Raw genomic sequence first — 19104 nt, 5'->3', positions numbered from 1 at the left:
TCGACTTCACCTACCTAACTTATTCGTTAATTACGTTATCAGCAATTGAATCCCACTCTTCGTCCCAATCAAGCCCCATACGTTCTGCTGCACCTTCATTAAATACGAGTTCCAATTCTGGCGGGAATTCTACAGACAACGTCGCAGGATCTGCACCATTTACGAGAACGTCTGCAGCCATCTCACCTGTTTTGTAACCAATGTCGTAATAAGAGAACCCGAATCCAGCAAGACCACCTGCCGCAACTGAATCTAATTCACCGACAAATAACGGCAGACTTTCTCGTTCTGCAACGCCAATTACTGCGTCAAGTCCAGAAACGACTTCATTATCAGTTACGATGTAAATCGCATCAATTGATCCAATCAAACTTTCCGTTGCACTTTGTACGTCAGCTGACGTTTGAACTGTTGCTGTTTCTACAGATAACCCTAGCTCGTCAGCGGTTTCTTGAGCGATACTCACTTGGTACTCAGAGTTTTGTTCACCTGCGTTATATACCATACCGAACGTTTCAATGTCGAATTGTTCTGACATCAATTCGACCGTTTGTGAAATGGCATCCGGGTGAAGGTCCATCGTACCCGTAACGTTTCCACCTGGCGCTTCTAATGTATCCACAAGTTGAGCCCCTTCTGGGTCAGTTACAGACGTAAATAAAATTGGAATTTCAGAAGTTGATGTTGTCATAATTTGCGCCGCAGGTGTAGCATTAGCGAAAATTAAATCAACGTCATTTCCAACGAATGTATCTGCAATTGTCTGCAACACATTCATGTCCCCGTTAGGTTTTGATCATCATAAGTAATGTCTAAACCTGCTTCTGCCAATGCGTCTTTAAACCCTTCTGTCGCCGCATCTAACGATGGATGATCCGCGTATTGAACGACGCCAACGTCGAAACTCTCTCCTTCACTAGCTGCAGCAGGCTCATCTTCTCCATCATCTTCAGCAGCTTCTTCATCCTCATCCTCAGTTTCTGTTTCTGTTTCTGTTTCTGTTTCTGTCGGCTCTGCAGGAGCTTCCTCTTCTGTGTCTCCACATGCGACGAGCATCGTTGCCGCAAACATCAATGTACCAGAACCAATCATCCATTTTTTCAATTTAAATCCCCCTTATTTACAATATTATGAAAAGTAGCGATAGAAATCTTTGCTACGTTTCTTAAACATAGTATGACATAATTCAGCACCAATTTTAATCCTTTAAACGGCTAAATTCTATAATCTATGAGGAATTTTTGACTACGATTTATGAATAAGTTACATGGTAAAACTGGGCGTGTCAATAACGAGTATTAAGTTTTTAATTAAAAAGTATTAATTTTCTAAACTTTTATTATTGATTTTTATATGACGTGTGATAAGATGACGTTATAAAGACGTTATATAGGAGGATCGCTTCATGTACCACTATTTAGAGCACCAAAAGGGTCCAACACGAATGAAGATCCGATTCTTTACGAGAATTTCATGCAACGAATTGAGAACGGAGATAAGATTGAAGCGAATGACTGGATGCCTGCTGAGTATCGCGATACGTTAATTAAATTGATTTCAATGCATGGCATCAGCGAAGTTATGGGAGCGCTTCCAGAGAAAGAATGGGTACCTAAAGCCCCATCTTTAGAACGTAAACTTGCCATTATGGCGAAAGTTCAAGATGAAATGGGGCATGGTCAGTTACTTCTAAGAGTTACTGAGGATCTCATGAAGCCTTATGGAAGAAACCGCCAACACTTAATGGAAGATTTATTATCTGGACGATTAAAGTTTCATAATGTGTTCCATATGCCAACGAAAACGTGGGCTGATGCTGGAATGGTCGGTTGGCTCGTTGACGGTGCAGCGATTATTTCCCAAACGAACATGCTTGATGCATCTTACGGTCCTTATCAACGTGCCTTACAGCGCATTTGTAAGGAAGAAGTGTTTCATGCGCAACACGGGGAATCCATCATTATGGCACTTGCGGAAGGCACAGAAGACCAACGAAAGATTTTGCAAGATTCGCTCAATCGTTGGTGGCCATCACTGCTCATGTTTTTCGGACCTGCAAGTGCAGAAACGACCGGCTCATCAAAACAAGAGATTACAATCAAATACAACATCCGCAAAAGTACGAACGAAGAGCTTCGACAAGCCTTCTTAGATAAGTACATGCCGCGCGTATTTTCACTCGGACTCACCGTCCCTGATGAAACGATGCACTATGACGACGTCCAAGAAAAGTGGATTTACCAACAACCGGATTGGAATGAATTTAAACAAATCATCCAAAACAAAGGACCACGCTCAAAAGAACGCCTAAAAGTGCGTGAGATTGCCTATTCGAACAATAGCTGGGTGCGAGAAGCTTTAGCCGTTGCTGGAGGTGATCGTCCATGAGTGAGCAAGATTTCTATCAAGAATTCGAAGTTTTCAGCCGCAAGAATCCGAGAAGCGGATTGATGCATCAGTTTAGTCTACTAGCCCCAAATGAAGAGATGGCAATGATTCTCGCTCAAGAGAACTTCATGAGGCGTGAAGAAGTCATGGACATATGGGTCGTTCCTTCTTCTTCCATTCGTCACATGACTGACGAAGAGCGCGAAGCCCTTACCCAACGTATAGACAATAAGAATTACCGTACGACGAAAGCCTACGGCTATTTACGAAAAAAATGGCAAGACAAAGAGCAAGGAATGCTCGATGAACAAGAGATTATGTCTTGGAAGGAGGTTAAAAAGAATCGTGGATAAACGTAATCAGGCACTCATTGATTTGCTATATCAATGTGCAGATGATGACCTGCTCGTTTCATTTCGAGGTTCTGAGTGGTTAGGTCTTGCTCCCCACATCGAGGCGGATGTACCTTCTCATCAATTACACAGAATACGATGGGGCATGCGGTTTACTTCTATCGCCTTCTTCAAGAGCTTGGTGAAGGTGACGTAGACGTTCTTGCTCACGAGAGATCTTCTGTTAAACGACGTAATGCCGTTTACCTTGAAAAGCGAAATGGCGACGGTCAGTACGACGAAGATCCTTACTTTGACTGGGCACTTGCCGTCGTACGTGGTTATTTTTATGAGACGTATAAACGAGTGAAGCTCATCTCATTCACCAACTCTTCTTATGAGCCTCTCGCCACCTGTGCTAAACGTATTTTACCTGAGCAGCGGTATCATCTTGCTTATTGGGAAGAGTGGATGAAGCAATTGCAACAAAGTTCTCAGACTGCCAAAGAAAAAAATACGCACGAGAATTAAAGAAGCTTGGTCGATGAGTTTGGACTTAGTTGACTTTGGTCAATACGAACAAACTCTTCTGACCGAAGGCTATATAAACGATCCAAATGAGCTAAAGCAACAATGGTTATCCGAGCTACAATCCAAAGTGAAAGACCTTCCAACACGTCCATTAGAACAAGTAAAGAATGGTCGAAACGGAGAGCATACGAAAGATTTGGATGAAGCTTTGGCAACATTATCAGAAGTCTATCGAACCGATCCAGTCGCTCAGTGGTAACGAAATTAACTTATAGAAACGAGGACTTACTATGGCTAAATTAATCGCACTGTATAAGCAACCGGAAGACAAAGCAGCATTTGATGAACATTACTTCAACACACATGCGCCAATCACGAAGAAAATTCCTGGATTAAAAGAAATGAACGTCACGAAGTTTGTTGGTACACCGATGGGAAAAGAAAGCGATTATTACCTCATGTGTGAAATGGTTTATGAATCTCATAACGCCTTAAAAGCAGGACTTAAAAGCGATGAAGGTAAAGCATCTGGAAAAGATTTAATGAGCTTTGCCGGATCTTTAGTAACGCTAATGATTGGCGAGGATGTCGATGAATAACGAGACGAAAACGACCGACGAACTTCTCGTTCAACTACGAGAGAACGTCTGCTACGTCACGTTTCAACGACCTACCTATTATAATGCATTCACGCCGAGTTTATTGCAATCGCTTACAAGCATTATTGAAGACGCTGATCGAAATGATCAAGTTCGAGCGATTGTGATTACGGGTGCTGGCAAAGCGTTTTGCTCGGGTCAGGATTTAAAAGCAATGAAATCCGAAGAAACTTACGATCAGTTGCTAGAAAACAACTATCACCCACTGTTACGCGTCATGCGCGCGGCAAATACACCACTTATTGCTGCTGTAAATGGTACTGCTGCTGGTGCAGGGATGAGCCTTGCGATCGCTTGTGACTATCGCCTCGTCCAAGCAAACACGACTTTTATTAGTGCATTTACAAACATCGGCTTAGTACCAGATGCAGGGATGATGTATGACCTACCACGCCTTGTCGGTTCAGCGAAGGCATTTGAGATCGCTACATTAAATGAAAAAATCTCAGGTGAACAAGCAATTGCTCTACATCTTGCCACTCGCTACATCCACGATGATTGGCATGAAGGCGTTGAACAATTTGCGAAGAGAATTGCTGCCATGCCTACTGAGGCCCTTCGATTAACGAAAGAGCTGCTCTTCGGTGGATTACAAGAAGACTATGAAACGTATTTGAATCATGAAGCCCGCGCTCAGCTTAAAGCTGGTAACACAAGCGACCATAAAGAAGGATTATACGCCTTCAAAGAAAAGCGAACCCCACAGTTTACAGGTCTGTAAGCTGTAGGGTTCGCCCTATTTTTGTTGCTTTTTCCTTTGGTGTCTTCTTGTGATACGTAGCGCTAAATTCGCAACTGCCATCGCAGCAACTAGCGTGACGAACAGTGCGGTTATGACTCCGAACACACTCGTATGCCAATTAAAAAAAACAACAAGTAGATGAGCGCAATTAATGGAAATAAGATGTCGAGCCACTTCACGTTAACACAGCCTTAGTATGTCTTTTCTATTAGAAAGTGTACTCGATTCCTTCATTCAACTCAACTTATTGCATTCATTTAGCTTCCTCTGTACGTTTGGTATCCCCAAGGAGAGATTAATAACGGCACGTGGTAATGTTCATCTGGATCGGTAATTTTAAAACGGATCGGCACCGTTTCATAGAAGCTCTGTTCGTTAAAATAACCCCCAACCTGAAACTCTAATTCAAATACCCCTTCTTTAAGCTGTTCACCTTGCAAAAGAGGTTCATCGACTCTGCCGTCATCATTCGTCCAAGCCCCTTGAAGGTATTCTTCTCGTTCACCAAGATTAATAGAATACAATTTAATGTGTACATGTTTCGCAGGTAGACCGTTTGAGAGATCTAGAACGTGTGTCGTTACCTTTCCCAATTCTCTCTCCTCCTTTTAACGATGACTCTCCTCTACGCCAATGTTGGCAGTCTGTCGCTCGTTTTCTAAGTCCGTCCGCGTCACTTGGAATCGTTGAAAACCATACGGCAAACGTGGTTCTGTGTACACTTTGCCTTCAGAATCTGGTACTTGTTCAACAACTGTATCCCACGTGCGGTTCTGCGATTCAAAGCGAACGTCTTTTAATGAAGGAAAACGTTGCAACATCCGTAACCCGATGTGATAGATTAAGCTTTGAATGGATGGTGATGCGGTTTCGTGAAACACTGTACTCGCAATGTCTTTTACTTGCTCGTGAGCAACGAACCCGTCCTCTTCTTCTCCTAGTTCATACGTCCACCCTATGTTCAAATAAATAAAAAGCGGTCGATTTCCATCTTCCGGTAATGTTGTATACTCATCACGAATAAAACCGACAAACGAATTGTCTTTCACTTTAATCAACTGCAAATCCGTGAGCTCACTCATCTGCTGTACACTTGCTATTGCCCCTTCACGACGTTCCATATGAATGAACGCTTTCAACTTTTCATTTCTAGACTTCTTGTACACAAGATCACTCATTTTCGGCTCATCATTCTCCGTTGTAACAGTTGCCTCAAATGGTAATAAATCTGCCGTCATCTTGACCGTCTCGATATGAGCATAGTGTTCAAGAAACGCATGAGCGACATACTGTACAAATTGCTCAGCCGTTGTACCGGAAAAAGTCGCTAAATGCCGTTGAATAAAGTTCTTCATTGAATCCGTTGCCACGACCTTCGAGTTGTCTCCTTCAGTAAATGAAGATAAAAATTCCTTCCCCCTACTTCTACCGTCACATCTAACCCAAACACTGTATTGTCTCGTTCTTTAAATGACGATTCAGGAATTTGTCTACTTGCTACAACGGGCTCCATAAACGTACGATAAGCGAAAACATTTCCTTTTCCATACGTCATCATTTCTCTCTCGTCCACGATGAATTCCTCCTCGAAACTTGTTAACCTTGAATTCGATCACATAAGCGAAAGTAAGCAATTTTATAGACTTCTTGCAATGCAGTTGAGATTTCTTCTTCTTTTGTTAACAACAACCTTCTTTGAATCGCTTCAACAATCGCGTCTTTTGATTGACCTTTAACTGCCTTTATAAAAGGAAACCCAAACGCTTCAACATATTGCTCATTTAACTGTAAAAACGTCTCGTACTCCTCATCATTTAATTGATCCAATCCGACCTTGCGCTGTTCCGCAACTGACATTGGTGCCATCTTCTCTCGTGCCCCGAGCTTTGGGTGAGACCGAATTAACGTTAATTGATCCTCAACGTCCGCTTCTTCCACACTCATCACCATACGTTCATGCACTTCTTCAACTGTTTTATATGGACGATTGTCGCAGCTTCCTCAGCAACCCACGGTGAATGTTCAAAGACGTCCGCTAACGTGACCGTAAAAAAGTGAGTGTCATTTTCATTTAGCTGTTTCAAGGTTACCAACTCGAACACTCCTTTCGTTCCTTTCATCGTAGAAGAGGAAAGACGAACTGTCTTTGTGTACATCGTCTAAATCTATTCGCTACAATTAGAACATGTTTACAACGAAGCATTCAATGTAGGATGGATTCGAAAGGCAATTCTCAACTGCAACGTCGTTTCAGGTTCGTTAACTTTTTTACCAAGTAAATCTTCAATCTTTTCTAGACGGTAAATGACGGTATTACGATGAACGTACAAGCGATTGGCAGTCTCGGTAATCTGACAATGCGTTTCTAAATAAACGGCTAACGTGTGTAACAAGTCAGGGTCATCAATTCGCTGTAACGTATACTCACAGAAACTACGTAAATCTTCACCTGGAATCATTCGCAATAACTCGCTAACGTCTTTCGTATGATACGCTTGAATAAATTGGCGATTACCTGAAAGTAGCCCCGAGTTTAGGGCGTTTAGCGCTTCTGAATAGCCTGCTTTCACATCGAGAAATTCATGACAAATGTTACTAATCCCAAATGACACGGACCGACCCAGTTGTTGAATGACATGATCTTGAATCATCTCTACCATCATTCGTGTAGGCGAATGCCAGTCACTCGGATGGACTTCTCCAGTTTCCTCAGCGAGAATACAACAATAATTGCCATTCATAAAGAAATAGGTTGGAATCGCGAACATCGCAAGCTCCTCTTCAATTAACGCAAATACTTTCTCAACTTCGATAACGTTTTGTTTAAAACCAAGTGAAGCCTCGCGGGCATCCATTTTCCCTACAAAACAGCTAAATTGTTGATTGTTGTAGATGTCGAACTCCTTTGCTCGGCTAAGCACCTCATCATTGGTTAGAAAAGCATCGTCTAAATAGTTTTTAAAAAACTCGTTGCGCGCACGTTGCGTATATTGTTTGACTGCGTTCTCTTTCATCACTTCAAAGGCAATTACATTCGTTGCTTGTTCTAACGTTAAAATCGTCCGATGCGTTAAAGGTGTATCACTTAAAACGACTAACATCCCTTTAGTAATGTTGCTCATCTCTACTGCAAATGCGGTAACAACTTGCTTACTGTCGACAAGAGAAAAGTACGTATGATGAGTTTGGGACAAAAAGCACTGCTGTTTTCCACTAATGGACTTATTCAATGTCTCTAAGTTCGAGTGATCTTCCCCTGATGTTGCAACTAAAATTGATTGATGATTCAGTAAATAAACCGGAAGACTCACAACGTCTGACACCGTTGTTAGCAAGTGACTTAACCCTTTTCCGCTCATCACACTTTCTGAAAACGTTTGATGCGCAGCCATCGCTTCTTTCATCTCTAACGTTTGAACGTTTAAAATCGCGCTTAGTGTCTGATTCACGATCGATCCTAACCGAACGTGAAAAGGCAATTCAATAATTGGAAAATGCAAGGCATCCGCATATGCTCTTACGTCTTCTGGAATGGATGCTAGAAAACGTTTCGTCTTAATTCCGAGTCCAGCACAACCTCTTCGCGCCATTTTTTTCAATTAACTGTTTTAGACTCGTTGGATCTTCTTTGAAATGATATGCCGTTGTAATAAGAAGCTCGTCTTGCTTTAAATAGTCAGCGATATCAGGTGCATCCATCATATTGACGTTTTCGACATTCCGCCAAAGGCCACTACTTCCTGAAATAACGTCTGCTTCTTGAAAAATCGGTAATTGTAGAATGTGTCCGAGTTGCATGATGATCGCCTCCAAACAATTGGTTAAGTTATACAAGAAATCGAAAGAAAACTCACGAAACATCTAATGATTTCCTCACATCATACCAGTAAACTAGAAAAAACAAAGATAGTATGTAAGATCACCTAACAAATTGTTCGAGTGAAGGAGGCAAAACTTGAAACAACAATCACTATTGAATCAATCAACGACAGTCCAATCCATACTTGATTGGCTTCATACGTTCGGTAAATCGAGTGATACAGGGAATACGAGGCTTCTTTATTCGAATGATTGGATGAATGCCCAGAACGCGTTATTTGACCAATTCCAGCAATCAAGCTTAACGCCGTACTTTGATGATGTAGGGAACTTATTCGGAAGAGTGGAAGGTATGAGCAGAAATCATAAAGAAGCGATACTCGTCGGCTCCCATATTGACACGGTGATTGACGGCGGCAAATACGACGGGGGGTATGGCATTGCCGCTGCTTGGATTGCGGTCAAGGAACTTCTTGAACAACACGGAAGACCACGTCAAACGATTGAGGTCGCTTCATTGTGTGAAGAAGAAGGTAGTCGCTTTCCTTTAACATTTTGGGGGTCAGGAAATATTACAAACAAACATAAACAGATTGTATCGACTGAAATTGTCGACCACGAAGGCGTATCATTGTACAGCGCAATGATTGAAAAAGGATTCGGGCTCGGTCGCTATCCACAGCCTTATCGAGAAGACTTGTCACACTTTTTGGAAGTGCATATTGAACAAGGCTGTGTCCTCGAGCAAGATCATCAAGACATTGGCATTGTACAAAGCATCGTCGGACAACGCCGCTACACGATTGTCGTGAATGGCAAGAGTGATCATGCCGGAACAACACCCATGAATCGAAGAGTCGACGCATGGAAAGTGCTGCAAGTCTTATGACTTCGTTTACTCAGTTCGCTCGTCGTCTCGATGACGACTTAGTGAGTACTGTCGGTAAAATTGAAGCGAAACCGAATACCCCAAACGTCATTTGCCATCAAGTGACGTTTTCACTCGACGTTAGACACCCGAGCGTTACAACCCTTGAATTGTATGAACAGGAAATGAACACCCTTATCGCTCAATTAGAGCGAGAAAAACGAGTCAACGTTCATGTGAACCGTTGGACGAACGTCCAACCTGTCAATATGGATGATTCACTTGTTGAACTTGCCTATAAAGAAAGCGAACGACTCAACTATCAAACGAAATTTATGCACAGTGGTGCTGGACATGATGCTCAAATCTTCGGGACTCATTGTAAAACGTCGTTATTGTTCGTCCCAAGTAAAGACGGCATTAGCCACTCACCGAAAGAGTTCACCGCAGAGCATCATTTACGTGCAGGCGTTAACGTCTTAAAATCAATGATTTATACACTTGCCTACGAGAAAAGGAGCTCTTATCATGACGAATTACCTCTCTCCTAAACGAACGATAATGACACCTGGCCCGGTTGAAGTTGACCCTGTCGTATTGCGAGCAATGTCTGCTCCAATTCTTGGTCAGTTTGATCCTGCGTTTACGAACATGATGAATGATACGATGCATATGCTTCGTTCACTGTTCCAAACGAAAAACCGTTGGGCTTTTCCGATCGACGGTACGTCACGATCAGGAATTGAATCTGTACTCGCAAGTGTGGTATCCCGTGGGGAAACAGTCCTTATTCCTGTGTACGGCCGATTCGGTTATCTATTGCAAGAAATTTGTGAACGGTACGGGGCAAATGTTGTCACGATCGAGCAACCACAAGGAACTGTCTTCTCACAAGCAACGATCATTGACGAGATTTATCGCATTCGCCCCGATATCGTTGCAATTGTTCATGGCGAAACGTCAACAGGGTGTATGCAACCGATCGATCAACTCGGTCAGGCTTGCCTTAATGTGGATGCGTTATTTATTGTTGATGCGGTTGCAACAATTGGAGGCACAGAAGTAAACGTAGATGAGTGGCAAATCGATGCTTGTATCGGCGGTACGCAGAAGTGCTTGTCGGTTCCTTCTGGCATGGCACCGATTACGTATAACGAACGCATTGAACGCGTGCTACAAAAAAGAAAAAAAATCGAACGTGGAATTGCAACCGACGATGACTTGCAAACACCTCAACAGGACAACATCATTCCGAGCAATTACTTTGACTTGAGCCAACTACAAGAGTATTGGGGTCCAAGACGACTTAATCATCATACGGAAGCAACGTCGATGCTCTATGCACTTCACGCTGGTTTAACGATGGTATTGAATGAGGGATTAGAAGACCGCTTTGAACGTCACCGCACTCATGAAGCCGCTCTTATTGCAGGCATTCGTGCTTTAGGTTTAACGTTGTTCGTTCAAGAAGACTATAAACTGCCTGTCGTTACGTGTGTTAACGTTCCAGAAGGTATTGATGCAGATCAAGTTCGCGCCTTTATGCTTGAGCATTTCGGCGTTGAAATTGCGAGTTCCTTCGGATCATTACACGGGAAAATTTGGAGAATTGGAACGATGGGAGCAAGTTGTCGAAAAGAAAATGTCCTTTTCGTACTTGCAGCACTTGAAGCTGCACTCACTTACTATGGCGTTAATTTATCTAGAGGAAATGGCGTTCAGGCAGCGCTCACCTATTACGAAAACCAAGCCAGCAACAAGGAGCGTGTGTAAATGTGTATGATCTCATCATAAAAAACGGTGTTGTTGTGTTGCCACATGAAGTGAAGAACGTCGACATCGGCATTCAAGATGGGAAAATTGTTGCCTTATCATCATCCCTTCAAGTAGCAAGTAGCTCCGTCTACAATGCTGAAAACTGTTACGTGTTGCCTGGTGTCATTGACGCCCATGTTCACCTCAATGAGCCAGGACGGGATCATTGGGAAGGGTTTACGACTGGATCACAAATGCTCGCCGCTGGGGGTTGTACAACGTACTTTGATATGCCGTTAAATAGCATTCCTGCAACGATTAACGAGAACGCTTTTCATGAGAAGAAAAAAATCGGTAGTGAGAAATCGATCAATGACTTCAGATTATGGGGTGGACTAGTTCCAGGTAACCTTTCTGAACTCGCTTCCCTTCATAATCTCGGCGTAATTGGTTTTAAAGCCTTCCTATCACCATCAGGAACAGAAGAATTCGGTCACACGGACGATGAAACATTGCTAGAAGGAATGCGGGAAATCGCTCGCTTAGGGAGCGTTCTTGCTTTACATGCAGAAAGCACACCGATCATTGAACACTTAGAACGTAACGTGAACATTGAAGATCAGGTTCAAGCTTACTCTCACATGCGCCCCATTATCGCTGAAAGTGAGGCAGTCAAACGCAGCTTATCATTCGCTGAACTAACTGGTTGTGCCTTGCATTTCGTCCATATTAGTAATACGAGTACGCTACAACTCATTCAAGAAGCCAAACAACAAGGCCTCAATGTTACCGTTGAAACGTGTCCCCATTACTTATTGTTCAATGATCAAGCGATGTATGAACACGGGGTTCACGCAAAGTGCGCGCCACCGTTACGTAATGAAGAACACCGTGCGCAACTCGTTCAAGCACTCATAAATGGACAGATTGACTTTGTTGCATCAGACCATTCACCAAGTCCGAATACGTTAAAACAAACAGGCAATTTCTTTACGGCATGGGGTGGGATTAATGGAGGGCAATTTACGTTGCTTAGCTTACTTGAACTTACGGAGACGACATCATTAACCATTCAAGATGTCGCCCAGTTAACAGCTACAGCACCCGCCTCACGTTTCAAACTTACTCGTGATCGCGGAAGTATTGAAGAAGGAAAACTCGCAGATCTTGTTGTCGTTAACAAGGACAACCATGATGCTGTTACAAAAGAAACGTTACACTCTAAGCATAAAGACAGCCTCTACCTCGGACATCGATTTCCTCATCGTATTAAAGAAACCTTCTACCGCGGTCAATCAATCTACAAAAGTAACCGTCCGTAAATGTACGGACGGTTACTTTTGTTTTCTAATTGCCGCTCGTACGGCACGTTTAATTCCTTCATACCCTGTACAGCGACAAATATTCCCGGACAATCCTTCAACAATTTGCTCATCACTAGGCTCAGGATTCTCTGAAAGAAGTGCCTTTACAGCCATGACCATGCCAGGTGTACAGTACCCACACTGAAAACCGCCTTCTTCCATAAATGCAACTTGGATTGGATCTAGCGACCCGTTCCCAACGCCTTCGATCGTTGTCACAGAGGCTCCTTCTACTTGATACGCCATGAGTAAACAAGAATTAACGAGTTCTCCATTCACTAACACAGAGCATGCTCCACAACGACCAATTCCACATGATAACTTCGTTCCAGTTAAGGATGGTTCACCATGACGGAGTACGTCAGTCAGTCGGTCAGTCCCATTCGCCTGAATTGACACACGCTCACCGTTTAACATCATGGCTAATCATTTGTGGCTTACAATCGGTTGCTCGTTCTCGAACTCGTTCCACCATGTAGCACCTTCCTTTTCTACAGCCTGAAGAATCGTTGAAGGATCAACAGGTATTTTGTTTATCCAAATGCCGAGTGCATCATGAATTGCTTTCGTAATTGCAGGAGCGACAGCTACGGTACCGATTTCACCGACACCTCGTGGTCCGTGTACATCTCCATCTGGAAGCTTCTCAATGCTATCCACCGTTAACCTTGGTACATCGGAAATTGTTGGCAACATGTACGTATCAAAGTTCGGTTTCAAATAGTGCCCTTGCTCCATTCCCATGTCTTCCATAATCGAGTAACCGAGACTCATCACACCGCCACCTTCAATTTGACCTTTATAGCCAAGCTCATTAACGACCTCACCTGCACTAATCGCTTGATGCAAATGAGTAACAGTCACTTGACCGGTAAGAAGATCAACTTCAACGGCTGCTAAAACCCCTGCAAACGTGTACAAATAATGCCCACCGTCAACTTCATCTGGTGTTGTCGGAAAATCAAACGTCGTCTCCACGACAACATTCGCTTCACTTGTTACTTGTTCACGTAACGACCGATATGTGAGTACTTGCTCCTCGCCCTTATAAATCCCACCGGTCCCTAAACATAGGTCATTCACTGGCTCATCCGTAATTAATGCAGCTTGTTCACAAAGTTTCTCTTTGAACTCCTGCTTCATTCGCTCAAGGGCGTGCCATACCATACTCGTCCCTCGGGATGCCGTTGTTGAACCTGAATGTGGAACGCGGTTCGTATCACCAATCGTAATTGTAATGTCGTCTTCATCACACTGCAGTGCTGCTATTGTTAATTCTTCAATGACCGCAACAATTCCTTGACCTACCTCTTCAAAGCCAAAAGAAACGTCGATTTTCCCTTCATCGCTTAGAGATAACCTTCCTCCAGCACCATCTAAACGCCCAAAGCCTAATCCCCACCGTGCATGGCCATCGCAATCCCTACACCTGTGCGAACAAACGGATGGTCTTTTTTGAATTCAAGTTGATCTTTTAATCGTTCGACATTCTCAAGCACGTCACTTGCACCGGTTGTCGGTACGATCCGTTGCTCGAGCGGTCCTAGATCATGCTCGCCTCGTAAATTCAGCTTTCGTAATGCCAATGGGCACATCCCTACCTGCTCAGCAAGACGATCCATTTGATTTTCTAGGGCGAACGTAATTTGGTTACCCCCGAACCCTCGAAACTCTCCAGACACGGCATTGTTCGTCAACACCGATGTGCCATCGACCGCTATGTGTTCGAAACGATACGGACCGGCACTATGTTCTACTGCGAAATCCAATATTGCAGGTCCAAGCGTTGCATACGGACCTGTGTCAGCGACGATTTTGACATCGTGCGCGATTACTTTTCCCGTTTCATCTGCCCCTGTTTTAATCGTAATTGCCATCGGATGCCGCTTAATGCTTGAAATGACTGATTCAGCACGGGTCTGGTGGAGCTTTACCGGTTTATTCGTTTTTAGTGCCAAAAGCGCTGCGTACGGTTGAACGTTTAATTCATCTTTCCCTCCAAATGATCCTCCCATCGGGCTTGAGACGATGCGAATGCTCTCTTTAGGTACATCAAGAATACGAGACAATTGAAATTGATCTTTAAAACCATGTTGCGTTCCCATATAGACTGTAATGCCCCCATCAGCCTCAGGTACGACAACACCACCTTCTGTCTCCATATACGCATGCATCTGTCTTGGAACGTGATACGTTTCTTCAACGACCGCCGTACAGTGCTTAAATCCTTCGGCCACATCCCCTTTTGTAAAACTCTTTTTATACAACACATTTCCGTCATCGCGCAGTTTTGGTGCGTTTTTCGCTAAGCTTTTCACCGGATCGTCAAGTACAGGCAAAACATCGTATGTTACGTCAATACGCTTTATCGCTTCTTCAGCGACTTCTACGCTTGTCGCTGCAACAGCCGCGACCGCATCACCGATAAAACGTACGGTCTCATCACAAAACACAGGTTGATCAGGAGTAATAATGCCAAAGCCATTGACGCCAGATACGTCTTGATGTGTAATGATTGCTTTAACTCCTGGAAGCTCTTTCGCTCGCTCTGTACAAATTGAACGAATTAGCGCATGAGGGTAGGCACTTCTTAACACTTTCGCATACAACATTTCTGGAAAAGTTCGATCGGTTAAATACGCTAACTGTCCTGTCACTTTGTCGTTCCCATCCGGTCGTTTGCGTGATTTACTCAAGAGATCCCTCCGTTCGGTTGATCAATTCTGAGATGAATAGATTCTTCGTAACCATACGTTGATACGTCGTTGCTGTTTTGATACGTGCCAACTCTTCATTTAAAGATTCACTCACCTTTTGAATGACTCTCTTCGTGAGCTTCTGCCCTTCTAGTACTCGTTCGGTTGTGGGTAAACGAATTGCAGCCCGCTCTCCGTCACTAAAGACTAGACGCACGTTGCTTTGAACACGTTGTTTGTCGATGCTAATCCTGCTTGCAACCGTTAACTGCGACTTCGAAAATGACTTTCGAAAGCCAACTTTTTGGTAAAAAAAATGATGCCTTCTTTTCTTTCGGTATTTGAATCTGCGTAACGATAGGCTCATTTACTCTTAATGGAAGAAAGTCCACGACCGAAACGGTACGTTCTCCATTTTCTTCAACGATCGACACCGTTGCCCCGAGCGCAATTAGTGCGGGAATCGTATCGCCACACGTGTACATCAAATTCCCACCGAGCGTGGCCCGGTTTCTCACCGCCTTGGACGCAACTGTTGGAATCACGGTCTGTAAAAGCTCGACGCTTGCACATTGATTCAGTGGTGTCGCCGCCCCTATGAGTACATAATCTTCTGTCTCTTCAATTCCAAATAACGATGGAATACGTTCCAAACTTATCAATTGCTCAGGCAACTCGTTGCCTTGCTCACGTTCTAATTGAATGAGGGTACCACCAGAAATAAACCGACTAGAATTAGGAAGTCGCGCCTTTAACGCTAGAGCTTCCTTAATAGAATGTGCACTTCGGACTACGGTATTTGCCTTTACGGTATGCTCTGTTGACTGATTAACCATGTATACTCTTCCTCTGTATCAATGTCATACGCTTCCCTGCTTTCCTTTATATTGAGACTCATTCCAGTAAGCGTCGGCAATAGTCTCCTGGCACCGACGTCACCTTCAAGCTTCATTAAGTCTGGAAAGACTTCTTTCGAAAATAAAAGGGGTGGTTGTGTACGCCCTTCCACATTTGTACCGATATACTGAACACGCTCCTTTGTCGCAGCCTCCATCATCGCATTTAGATGATGCACTCGTAGAAATGGTTGATCGGCCAACATAATCATCACTGCATCTGCACCACGTGTTATCGCAGCTTTAATGCCTGTAACAATCGAATGCGCCTGCCCTAAATGTGCATCACAACACGTGACGGATTGGAATTGACCCTCACATGACGAATCGACCCATTCTAGATGATCTTCCGCTCGTTTTACGATCAAGACTTCATCCAGATTACTTTGAAGTGCGACTTTTAATGCAACCGAACCGAGTGTCGTATGGAACAATGGGAGGGCTAATTTGTTTCTTCCCATTCTTGAGCTACTTCCCGCTGCTAAATAGATGCCGATTGTGTATCCCATAGCGAACGTTGGACGTCTCCTTTTTGTTCTTCTTCAATTAACTGTGCGACCACACTGATTGCAATTTGTTCTGGCCCTTCAGCGCCAATTGACAGTCCGAGTGGTGTTGTAATGGTAGACGGAATAATGGAAGTGCCTAGAAGTCGCCTCGTTCTTTTTTTAGATCCTAGAATACCTAAATACCGAAGCGACAAGTCTTGTAGTGAGATGACAATGTCACGATCGTAATGAAAATGATGTGTCATTACAACAACATAATCCATCGGTCTAAATGAAATGGTCGGGATCGTTTCTTTAGGAAACCCTATGATGAACTTTGTTGCATGAGGAAAATAGTGATCTTGGCATAGACCGCTGCGCCAATCACTAACGATGACGTCGAACCCCGACGCTGCTGCAAACGATGCGACAGGTCTTGCATCAACATTTGCTCCGAAAAGAAAAAGTCGTGGTTTGGGCTCATATCGATGAACGAACATCTCTTGCCACATGCCACTACGCATGGGAACATCAACCGCTTGCTTCAATAATGATAATTCTCCAAAGTGATCGTTAGACGTACTTTGATACAACGTCTGTACGTCGTCCTTTTGAATTGACTTCAACACTTGGATCGCGTGACCGTTCATAAGTTCAGCCTTTACGTGCAAAAGCTCGCTTCGAAGCTTCTCCGTGAGTGGCTCAAGCAGCACGGTAACAATTCCATTACAACCACTATTGTTCACTCCCCAAGAAAATGGATCGTCACTACGCATGTCATATTCATACACATCTGCCCGTGATGCCAAACATGTTCAAAGCGAGCCATGATATCTTCTTCTAGACACCCTGCACTCATCACTCCTACTTGATTCCCCTCAGCTGTGACGAGCATCGATGCACCTTCTTTTCGATAGGCAGAACCTTCAACATGAATAACCGTTGCCACCATCGAACGGTCCGTCGACGTTTCTATATAATCTAAGATTTCATGCATGTTCTCCATTTTTCTCACTCCTTAAGTTAGCTTCACGAAAGGTTTTACTAACCAGTATAAGAAAAAAACACGTTGTTCTTATGATTTTTAGTTAGATTTTCTATCAACGATCTTTGTTCCAGCTACCAATATTACCCATCGTATCGCTCGTCTAACGACTCGTCATTGGTTAGATTAACTAAATGAAGCGTTGGTTTTTGTATCATTTTGTACAAAAGAACGGCTTCCTTTTGCTTTACGATCACAATGTACAACGCATCGTTTGCTCTTCCATCGGTCACTGTTCAATCGCTCATGGAAGATGACCTTACATAAATCTTCTTACCTACGCTACATTTGAAAACAGACCTATGTTTAATGATCTATTTTTAAAGCAATCCCTTCTAATGCGTTTTCACCATTAATAAACTGCTTGTATATCATATAGTAATGGAGGGATTCGGATTATGATTGGTGAAGATGTTATGATTCGCATTATCGACCGAATGCCCGATTGGACATTCGCCGTGTTGTCCATCCTCTTGATCATAGGCTTAGTGCTCGGTTCATTTTATTTGAGTCGATTTGCAAAAAAATGTACTCAGGGCATTAGAAAGTGAATCATCTGCTCTTGCCATCTCTCAAGAGAATTCAACCTTAACGAGCCAAAACAATGACTTACAAGACGCCAACACCCAATACCACCATTCATTACAAAGCATTAATCATTTGTTTGAAGACCTTATTGAACTTCGAAACGATTGTCATCAAACGTACGAAGAATCTCTTGAAGTCATTAAGAAAATCATCGATACACTTCCGTTATCACTATCGAGTTCAAGAGGCGATAGTAAGCGATGCGCCGTCTGGCTCAGTAGCCCTACGACCAATACGTTAGATTTCCATACAGGAAGTTTCAATTTCCCAAAAGATTATACGAACAGCCGAAAATTGGACATCGATAATTCAACAGGCGGGCGTTGTTATCGCAAAAACGAAATCATCGACCTTGATGATGTCACTGAAGATCCTGATTGGTTAAAAAAATGAAGAATCTAGAGGGAATTACAAAAGCCTTATTTGCATACCTATCTTAAACTTAGGCATTTTAACCGTCGATTCACTTTCACCATTTAATCAAGAATCACGTAATATAATATGTTTATATGCGAAGTGTATTGAGCTTGCCTATCTGCAAATGTTCGATGCATTGAAATTCCAGGATGAAGAGTTAAATGGATCGTTAGACAAAAATTAAAGGTAGGGAGTTTCTGTCATGAACTATCATGATGCACTCAAGAAAATTAAAGTGCTCGATATCGCACGGCAACAAGGGATTATTAGCGAAGCTTTTTTCAAAAGGGAGAGTGATACGCTAAGAGCCTACGTTGACAAAGTGAGCAAGCAAAAAGCCGAAGATGACGTTGCAGCAAAAAAACTTAATGACGGGAATCAATACGAAGTATAAAACTGTATAATCTGAAGATCATTTAAAAGCGCGATGGAACGGGGTATTCCCGTCGGCAGGATTGCCTATCGCGCCTTTTTTTGTTTCGTCTAGTTAGCCAAGCTTGCCACACTCCTCTTCTT

Annotated in this window: 24 protein-coding genes and 3 pseudogenes; 13 read left to right on the top strand and 14 right to left on the bottom strand. The window is 43.2% G+C overall.

From position 1 onward, the window contains the following. Positions 1-19: 19 nt before the first annotated feature. Positions 20-772 (bottom strand): ABC transporter substrate-binding protein, encoded by a 753-nt coding sequence (locus tag JCM19055_RS09225; RefSeq protein WP_052366143.1) that lies wholly within the window; start codon positions 770-772, stop codon positions 20-22. Positions 773-774: 2 nt separating this feature from the next. Continuing rightward, positions 775-1104: a hypothetical protein gene (locus JCM19055_RS29170; RefSeq protein WP_052366142.1), complete on the bottom strand. Its 330-nt coding sequence runs from the start codon at positions 1102-1104 to the stop codon at positions 775-777. Between the two features lie 369 nt (positions 1105-1473). Between JCM19055_RS29170 and paaA the strand changes: the two genes are divergently transcribed. The 6 genes and pseudogenes from paaA (at position 1474) to JCM19055_RS09200 (ending at position 4631) form a co-directional block, all read left to right on the top strand. Then, positions 1474-2388 (top strand): 1,2-phenylacetyl-CoA epoxidase subunit PaaA, encoded by a 915-nt coding sequence (gene paaA / locus JCM19055_RS09220; protein WP_042359533.1) that lies wholly within the window; start codon positions 1474-1476, stop codon positions 2386-2388. After that, the gene (gene paaB / locus JCM19055_RS09215; protein WP_042359532.1) at positions 2385-2741 is read left to right on the top strand and encodes a 1,2-phenylacetyl-CoA epoxidase subunit PaaB; all 357 of its coding nucleotides are present in this window, start codon (positions 2385-2387) and stop codon (positions 2739-2741) included. The genes paaA and paaB overlap by 4 nt, the downstream gene beginning before the upstream one ends. Then, positions 2692-3251: pseudogene (paaC, locus tag JCM19055_RS26340) on the top strand (1,2-phenylacetyl-CoA epoxidase subunit PaaC). The gene paaB and the pseudogene paaC overlap by 50 nt, the downstream one beginning before the upstream one ends. Before the next feature lie 13 nt (positions 3252-3264). Next, a complete protein-coding gene (locus JCM19055_RS26335; protein WP_152549825.1) occupies positions 3265-3510 on the top strand; it encodes a Phenylacetic acid catabolic protein in 246 nt (81 codons plus the stop codon). 31 nt (positions 3511-3541) lie between these two features. Next, positions 3542-3850 (top strand): EthD family reductase, encoded by a 309-nt coding sequence (locus JCM19055_RS09205; RefSeq protein ID WP_042359531.1) that lies wholly within the window; start codon positions 3542-3544, stop codon positions 3848-3850. After that, the gene (locus JCM19055_RS09200; RefSeq protein WP_042359530.1) at positions 3843-4631 is read left to right on the top strand and encodes an enoyl-CoA hydratase/isomerase family protein; all 789 of its coding nucleotides are present in this window, start codon (positions 3843-3845) and stop codon (positions 4629-4631) included. The genes JCM19055_RS09205 and JCM19055_RS09200 overlap by 8 nt, the downstream gene beginning before the upstream one ends. A gap of 278 nt (positions 4632-4909) precedes the next feature. Here JCM19055_RS09200 and uraH read toward each other — a convergent pair whose 3' ends face one another. From uraH to JCM19055_RS29145, 4 genes and pseudogenes are all read right to left on the bottom strand, one after another. Then, positions 4910-5245: a hydroxyisourate hydrolase gene (gene uraH, locus JCM19055_RS09195; RefSeq protein WP_042359529.1), complete on the bottom strand. Its 336-nt coding sequence runs from the start codon at positions 5243-5245 to the stop codon at positions 4910-4912. A 15-nt stretch (positions 5246-5260) separates the two neighbouring features. Then, positions 5261-6745 (bottom strand): annotated as a pseudogene (gene pucL, locus JCM19055_RS31565) (factor-independent urate hydroxylase). Between the two features lie 96 nt (positions 6746-6841). Beyond that, the gene (locus JCM19055_RS09180) at positions 6842-8242 is read right to left on the bottom strand and encodes a helix-turn-helix domain-containing protein (RefSeq protein WP_052366141.1); all 1401 of its coding nucleotides are present in this window, start codon (positions 8240-8242) and stop codon (positions 6842-6844) included. Continuing rightward, complete coding sequence (locus JCM19055_RS29145; protein WP_265181982.1) at positions 8208-8450, bottom strand: PucR family transcriptional regulator ligand-binding domain-containing protein; 243 nt, start codon at positions 8448-8450, stop codon at positions 8208-8210. Before JCM19055_RS29145 ends, JCM19055_RS09180 begins: the two co-directional genes overlap by 35 nt. A gap of 157 nt (positions 8451-8607) precedes the next feature. Between JCM19055_RS29145 and JCM19055_RS29140 the strand changes: the two genes are divergently transcribed. From JCM19055_RS29140 to allB, 4 genes are read left to right on the top strand one after another with little or no spacing between them, the layout of a single operon-like run. After that, positions 8608-9360: a hydantoinase/carbamoylase family amidase gene (locus JCM19055_RS29140; protein WP_265181981.1), complete on the top strand. Its 753-nt coding sequence runs from the start codon at positions 8608-8610 to the stop codon at positions 9358-9360. Then, positions 9336-9890 (top strand): M20/M25/M40 family metallo-hydrolase, encoded by a 555-nt coding sequence (locus JCM19055_RS29135; protein ID WP_265181980.1) that lies wholly within the window; start codon positions 9336-9338, stop codon positions 9888-9890. Before JCM19055_RS29140 ends, JCM19055_RS29135 begins: the two co-directional genes overlap by 25 nt. After that, positions 9868-11112 (top strand): alanine--glyoxylate aminotransferase family protein, encoded by a 1245-nt coding sequence (locus JCM19055_RS09170; protein ID WP_042359528.1) that lies wholly within the window; start codon positions 9868-9870, stop codon positions 11110-11112. Before JCM19055_RS29135 ends, JCM19055_RS09170 begins: the two co-directional genes overlap by 23 nt. Before the next feature lie 2 nt (positions 11113-11114). Further along, positions 11115-12416: an allantoinase AllB gene (gene allB / locus JCM19055_RS09165; RefSeq protein ID WP_042359527.1), complete on the top strand. Its 1302-nt coding sequence runs from the start codon at positions 11115-11117 to the stop codon at positions 12414-12416. A gap of 12 nt (positions 12417-12428) precedes the next feature. Here the strand turns inward: allB and JCM19055_RS09160 are convergent, their stop codons facing one another. The 8 genes and pseudogenes from JCM19055_RS09160 to JCM19055_RS27290 form a co-directional block, all read right to left on the bottom strand. Further along, a complete protein-coding gene (locus JCM19055_RS09160; RefSeq protein WP_042359526.1) occupies positions 12429-12878 on the bottom strand; it encodes a (2Fe-2S)-binding protein in 450 nt (149 codons plus the stop codon). A gap of 6 nt (positions 12879-12884) precedes the next feature. Next, positions 12885-15154, bottom strand: a pseudogene (gene pucD / locus JCM19055_RS09155) (xanthine dehydrogenase subunit D). Further along, complete coding sequence (locus JCM19055_RS27295; RefSeq protein WP_042359525.1) at positions 15147-15371, bottom strand: hypothetical protein; 225 nt, start codon at positions 15369-15371, stop codon at positions 15147-15149. Before JCM19055_RS27295 ends, pucD begins: the two are co-directional and overlap by 8 nt. A 28-nt stretch (positions 15372-15399) precedes the next feature. Next, positions 15400-15990, bottom strand: a complete 591-nt coding sequence (locus tag JCM19055_RS09145; RefSeq protein ID WP_042359524.1) for a xanthine dehydrogenase family protein subunit M — start codon at positions 15988-15990, stop codon at positions 15400-15402. Beyond that, a complete protein-coding gene (locus tag JCM19055_RS09140; protein WP_193745375.1) occupies positions 15960-16511 on the bottom strand; it encodes an NTP transferase domain-containing protein in 552 nt (183 codons plus the stop codon). Before JCM19055_RS09140 ends, JCM19055_RS09145 begins: the two co-directional genes overlap by 31 nt. Positions 16512-16531: 20 nt before the next feature. Next, positions 16532-17314, bottom strand: coding sequence for an XdhC family protein (locus JCM19055_RS09135; RefSeq protein WP_081833573.1), 783 nt, complete (start codon positions 17312-17314; stop codon positions 16532-16534). Beyond that, complete coding sequence (locus tag JCM19055_RS23415) at positions 17281-17544, bottom strand: XdhC family protein (protein ID WP_052366138.1); 264 nt, start codon at positions 17542-17544, stop codon at positions 17281-17283. Before JCM19055_RS23415 ends, JCM19055_RS09135 begins: the two co-directional genes overlap by 34 nt. Positions 17545-17666: 122 nt before the next feature. Next, positions 17667-17816, bottom strand: coding sequence for a hypothetical protein (locus JCM19055_RS27290; protein ID WP_193745374.1), 150 nt, complete (start codon positions 17814-17816; stop codon positions 17667-17669). 165 nt (positions 17817-17981) lie between these two features. Here JCM19055_RS27290 and JCM19055_RS29130 point away from each other — a divergent pair, with 165 nt between their 5' ends. From JCM19055_RS29130 to JCM19055_RS09125, 3 genes are all read left to right on the top strand, one after another. Continuing rightward, on the top strand, positions 17982-18134 hold the full coding sequence (locus tag JCM19055_RS29130; RefSeq protein ID WP_265181979.1) for a hypothetical protein: 153 nt from the start codon (positions 17982-17984) through the stop codon (positions 18132-18134). Then, positions 18100-18564 (top strand): hypothetical protein, encoded by a 465-nt coding sequence (locus JCM19055_RS09130; RefSeq protein ID WP_042359522.1) that lies wholly within the window; start codon positions 18100-18102, stop codon positions 18562-18564. The genes JCM19055_RS29130 and JCM19055_RS09130 overlap by 35 nt, the downstream gene beginning before the upstream one ends. A gap of 226 nt (positions 18565-18790) precedes the next feature. After that, positions 18791-18982, top strand: coding sequence for a hypothetical protein (locus JCM19055_RS09125; RefSeq protein ID WP_042359521.1), 192 nt, complete (start codon positions 18791-18793; stop codon positions 18980-18982). The last annotated feature ends 122 nt before the right edge of the window (positions 18983-19104 follow it).

This window comes from Geomicrobium sp. JCM 19055 (assembly GCF_000698185.1).
GTDB classification, from domain to species: domain Bacteria; phylum Bacillota; class Bacilli; order Bacillales; family Marinococcaceae; genus Geomicrobium_A; species Geomicrobium_A sediminis.
The sequence above is the reverse complement of the archived record's forward strand: the minus strand, read 5'-3'. Positions and strand labels throughout refer to the sequence as shown.

What these genes read in the sequence shown, in the direction of transcription:
- JCM19055_RS09135 (WP_081833573.1), bottom strand. Translation starts at nt 17,314, where the DNA reads ATGCGTAGTGACGATCCATTTTCTTGGGGAGTGAACAATAGTGGTTGT.
- JCM19055_RS09170 (WP_042359528.1), top strand. Translation starts at nt 9,868, where the DNA reads ATGACGAATTACCTCTCTCCTAAACGAACGATAATGACACCTGGCCCG.
- JCM19055_RS29145 (WP_265181982.1), bottom strand. Translation starts at nt 8,450, where the DNA reads ATGCAACTCGGACACATTCTACAATTACCGATTTTTCAAGAAGCAGAC.
- JCM19055_RS23415 (WP_052366138.1), bottom strand. Translation starts at nt 17,544, where the DNA reads ATGGAGAACATGCATGAAATCTTAGATTATATAGAAACGTCGACGGAC.
- paaA (WP_042359533.1), top strand. Translation starts at nt 1,474, where the DNA reads ATGCAACGAATTGAGAACGGAGATAAGATTGAAGCGAATGACTGGATG.
- JCM19055_RS09180 (WP_052366141.1), bottom strand. Translation starts at nt 8,242, where the DNA reads ATGGCGCGAAGAGGTTGTGCTGGACTCGGAATTAAGACGAAACGTTTT.
- JCM19055_RS09205 (WP_042359531.1), top strand. Translation starts at nt 3,542, where the DNA reads ATGGCTAAATTAATCGCACTGTATAAGCAACCGGAAGACAAAGCAGCA.
- JCM19055_RS09200 (WP_042359530.1), top strand. Translation starts at nt 3,843, where the DNA reads ATGAATAACGAGACGAAAACGACCGACGAACTTCTCGTTCAACTACGA.
- JCM19055_RS09145 (WP_042359524.1), bottom strand. Translation starts at nt 15,990, where the DNA reads ATGGTTAATCAGTCAACAGAGCATACCGTAAAGGCAAATACCGTAGTC.
- JCM19055_RS09160 (WP_042359526.1), bottom strand. Translation starts at nt 12,878, where the DNA reads ATGATGTTAAACGGTGAGCGTGTGTCAATTCAGGCGAATGGGACTGAC.
- JCM19055_RS29130 (WP_265181979.1), top strand. Translation starts at nt 17,982, where the DNA reads ATGATTGGTGAAGATGTTATGATTCGCATTATCGACCGAATGCCCGAT.
- JCM19055_RS26335 (WP_152549825.1), top strand. Translation starts at nt 3,265, where the DNA reads ATGAGTTTGGACTTAGTTGACTTTGGTCAATACGAACAAACTCTTCTG.
- JCM19055_RS09125 (WP_042359521.1), top strand. Translation starts at nt 18,791, where the DNA reads ATGAACTATCATGATGCACTCAAGAAAATTAAAGTGCTCGATATCGCA.
- JCM19055_RS09140 (WP_193745375.1), bottom strand. Translation starts at nt 16,511, where the DNA reads ATGGGAAGAAACAAATTAGCCCTCCCATTGTTCCATACGACACTCGGT.
- paaB (WP_042359532.1), top strand. Translation starts at nt 2,385, where the DNA reads ATGAGTGAGCAAGATTTCTATCAAGAATTCGAAGTTTTCAGCCGCAAG.
- JCM19055_RS29135 (WP_265181980.1), top strand. Translation starts at nt 9,336, where the DNA reads ATGGAAAGTGCTGCAAGTCTTATGACTTCGTTTACTCAGTTCGCTCGT.